The sequence below is a fragment of the Aeromonas sp. L_1B5_3 genome, from assembly GCF_963866575.1.
GTDB lineage: Bacteria > Pseudomonadota > Gammaproteobacteria > Enterobacterales > Aeromonadaceae > Aeromonas > Aeromonas jandaei.
Window position 1 is genome coordinate 1 of record NZ_CAWMDN010000074.1, and the last position, 329, is coordinate 329.

A 329-nucleotide genomic window follows, 5' to 3' on the forward strand; every position below is an offset into this window, starting at 1 on the left:
TACGCCAGCTGTGAGCGGCTGTTTCGCCCTGAGCTGCGTGGCCGCCCGATCGTGGTGCTCTCCAACAATGATGGATGCGTGGTGTCGCGCAGCCCCAAGGCCAAGGCGATGGGCATCAAGATGGCCGGGCCCTACTTCAAGATCCGCGAGCAGTTCGAGGCGCATGGCGGTGTGGCGTTCAGCTCCAACTACGCGCTCTATGGCGATATGTCTGGCCGAGTGATGAGCACGTTAGAGACCATGGCCCCCGAGCTGGAGGTCTACTCCATCGATGAAGCATTCCTGTCACTGTCGGAGTCGTTTGCCGGGAACCTGACAGCCTATGGGCA

The 329-nt window shown here is 61.1% G+C and carries 1 protein-coding gene; it reads left to right on the forward strand.

Going from position 1 to position 329, the window contains the following annotated elements; translation table 11 throughout:
• On the forward strand, positions 1-329 hold a 329-nt coding region (locus tag AACR93_RS04610), incomplete at both ends, for a Y-family DNA polymerase (RefSeq protein WP_442853474.1).